General features: G+C 32.0%; 2 protein-coding genes. Both read right to left on the bottom strand.

Annotation, left to right across the window (positions count from 1 at the left end):
* Positions 1 to 237 precede the first annotated feature (237 nt).
* Complete coding sequence (gene spoVT, locus Q0649_RS19580) at positions 238 to 789, bottom strand: stage V sporulation protein T (RefSeq protein ID WP_298845842.1); 552 nt, start codon at positions 787 to 789, stop codon at positions 238 to 240.
* A 238-nt stretch (positions 790 to 1,027) separates the two neighbouring features.
* On the bottom strand, positions 1,028 to 2,023 hold the full coding sequence (locus Q0649_RS19575) for a peptidylprolyl isomerase (RefSeq protein WP_298845841.1): 996 nt from the start codon (positions 2,021 to 2,023) through the stop codon (positions 1,028 to 1,030).
* Positions 2,024 to 3,644: the final 1,621 nt, after the last annotated feature.

The following is a 3,644-nucleotide window of genomic DNA, read 5'->3' as shown; positions in this document are numbered from 1 at the left end:
CCTAAAAACCTTGCAAATATACCTGCCATTCCAAGTATAATAGTTCCTTTTATCAATGAATGTTTTTTCATAATAGCCTCCTAGTAATCCTTCATTTATGTAAATATATACATCCTATGATTATAATTATTTAATTTAAGAGATTATTATTACTAATACTTCAAAAAAAACAAAAGTATATATTACTGCAAATATGTTCCACTTGCATTGTAATATATACTTTATATCCTAATACGACTATTGTTCCATTTGTTTCCCTAAAAAAGATGCTGCAGTTTCTGCCAATTTTAATTCTAAATTTCCAAATTTTATTCCGGGCTCTGTCGACATTATTAGTACTGCACCAATTGCATCACCTTCTGCTATTATAGGTGCAATTACTTGAGCACTATATTTGTTTTCAATTTCATCATCGTAAAATGATATGACTTTTTCAAACCCTTCACCCAAAACAATAGGTTTCCTATTTTCCATTACTTTTTCTAATTCAATACTTACTTTTTTATCAACATACTCTTTCTTAGGACATCCGCTTACAGATATTATATTATCCTTATCGCATATGATTATTGCATTTCCAATAGTTTGTTGTAATGATTCAGCATATTCTCTAGAAAATTCGCTTAATTCACCTATAGGCGAATATTTTTTTAAAATTACTCCACCTTCTCTATCAGTAAATATCTCTAGTGGATCTCCCTCTCTTATCCTCAGAGTTCTCCTTATTTCTTTAGGAATAACGACTCTTCCTAAATCATCTATACGTCTTACTATACCAGTTGCTTTCATTTAATTACTCCTCCTTATATAAATGCTTATATAATCTGCTAGCTCTATTATTATCTTTCAAAACTTGAAATTTTATGCACTTTTGTATATGTTTAATTTTAATAAATAAAATAAGGAGACTTTTTACTCAATTTACTACTCTTTTTACTAAATAATCCTATATTTGCGTCTTAACAAAGTAAAAAAAGAAGGAATATCTCTTTATAGAGGTAATCCTTCTTTTTTTTAAATTTAAAGCTTATAGGTTTTTATCAATTTTTGTTACATTCGCTTCTGTTGTCCATTTTGTCATTGCTGCTGTCCATGCAGTTGCTTTTTTCTTTGCTAAAAGAGTTTTTTCTATTTCAGCTTTAGCATCCGCAAATTTCTTTACAGGATAATTAGTTCTTGCAATGTCTTTTATCAAATGAAATCCATATTGAGTTTGAACTGGCGTCGAAACTTTACCTGCTGGCACCTTAATCGCAGCTGCCATAAATGTTGCATCCATTGTAGTATCATTGAATTTTAAAGTTCCTAACTCTCCACCAGTGGCTTTAGTTCCATCTGTTCCTTTTTCTTTAGCAAGTTTAGCAAAATTTTCACCAGCATCTAAACGTTTCTTAATAGCTACTGCTTCATCCTGCGTCTTAACTAAAATATGAGCTAAATGAATTGTATTTGGTTTTGTAGTATATAGTGATAAATTAGCATTATAATATGCCTTCACCTCTGCATCGGTAACTTTAACATTTTTTGTAGTCTCAGCCTTTAATGCCTCTTGAACAACACTTGGTTTAATTCTTGCTTTTAGTTGTTCTTCTGTAATTCCAGCCTGAGTTAAAGCTGCTTTATAGGCAGCATCAGTTCCTACACTTTTCTTAACTTCTGCTAACTGCTTATTAATTTCTGTATTTAAGGTAGCATCCGTAGGTACTACTTTGAGTTCTTTGGCTTTATAATTTATAATTTTCTCATCAATTAAGCCTGCTAACACTTGCTGTTTTTGAGTTGTTAATGCTGTCATAGCCTCGTTATTAGTTGTATAATTTGTTCCATATTGTGTTTGAAGTTCTTTAATAACACCTGTTAATTGCTCAGCTACTTCACCTTTTGTTATCTTAGTATTATAAACCTTTGCTACTTCAGTTTTTGCAATACCTTCTGGTGTTTTTTCAATCATATTACACCCAATTAACGATGTAGCAAGCAAAGTTATTAAAGCCGCACTAATTATTTTTTTTACGTTTTTCATTTTATTTCCCCCATTCTATATGTATATCGTCATTATGATTTTGTTACGATACCATTAATTTTAACACTAATTTACTTTATTTCAACTATACTTTTTATGCGATTTACGATCTCTATTAAATTTGTAAGTACCTCTTCCTTAATGCAATTTTTGAATTTATATGAAAATACTGGCTTATTCCCTAATTTAAATACAATACTTCTATTATATTTGCTAACCAAAACTTTAACTACTTCTTTAGTTATCCTCTGCGCACTGTCAAATTCTAATATTATCTCATCTTTACCCTCTTTAATTTCTATTATCCCTACTTTAGCAGCCGTGCATCTAAGGTAGGCGATATTCATAAGATTTGCAACGCAAGATGGTATATCTGAAAATCTATCTTCTATTTCCTCTTGTATTTCTTGCATATCTTCAAGGCAATCAATAGCTGCAATTTTTTTATAAATCTCTATTTTCTGAGACTCATCTTCTATATAACTTCCAGGAATATAGGCATCTATTTTAATCTCAACAGATGTTTCGATAGGTTCCTTTTCTACATCGCCCCTTATGTTTTTCACTGTTTCTTCAAGCATTCTACAATATAAATCATAACCTACAGCTGCCATATGACCATGCTGAGCACCGCCCATCATATTTCCAGCTCCTCTAATTTCAAGATCCCTCATTGCTATCTTAAACCCAGATCCAAGCTCTGTAAAGTCCTTAATTGCCTTAAGTCTTTTCTCTGCAACTTCTGTTAACACCTTATCTTTTTTGTACGTTAGATATGCATAAGCTATTCTATTTGACCTACCAACTCTACCTCTTAATTGGTATAACTGGGAAAGTCCCATCTTATCAGCTTCATAAATTATTATTGTATTTGTGTTTTGAATGTCTATTCCCGTTTCAATAATTGTGGTACACATTAATATATCATACTTATTCTCCATAAACTCTATCATTACAGACTCGAGTTCCCGCTCTGTCATCTGCCCATGTGCAATACAAACTCTTGCTTCTGGAAGTAGCTTTCCAATATATGCTGCCATATCTTTTATAGTTTCTACTCTATTGTACACAAAAAAAACTTGACCTTTTCTATTCATCTCTCTTAATATAGCATCTCTTATTAGTTGATCATTAAACTCTACCACATAAGTTTGTATTGGATACCGCTCCTCTGGCGGTGTTTCTATTACGCTTATGTCGCGAACTCCAGTAAGAGACATGTGAAGAGTCCTTGGAATTGGAGTAGCTGTTAGCGTAATTACATCTATATTTTTTCGAAGGCTTTTTATTTTTTCCTTGTGAGTCACCCCAAAACGTTGCTCCTCATCTATAATTAATACCCCTAGATCTTTAAATTTTACATCACTCTGAATAATTCTGTGAGTTCCTATTAATATATCTACATTACCCTCTTTTGTAGCTTTAATAACAACCTTTTGCTGAGCCGGCGTTCTAAATCTGCTTACCATTTCAACTTTTACAGGAAAATCGGAAAATCTTTTTGTGAGATTTTTATAATGCTGCTCTGCAAGTATTGTAGTAGGCACTAAAAACGCTACTTGTTTACCATCCATAACAGCTTTAAAAGCTGCAGATCGGAAGAGCGTCGTGTAGGGAAAGA

The organism is uncultured Clostridium sp., from assembly GCF_937920395.1.
Taxonomy (GTDB): domain Bacteria; phylum Bacillota; class Clostridia; order Clostridiales; family Clostridiaceae; genus Clostridium_AD.
Note: the sequence above shows the minus strand (reverse complement) of the source record. Positions and strands in the feature narration are given on the sequence as shown.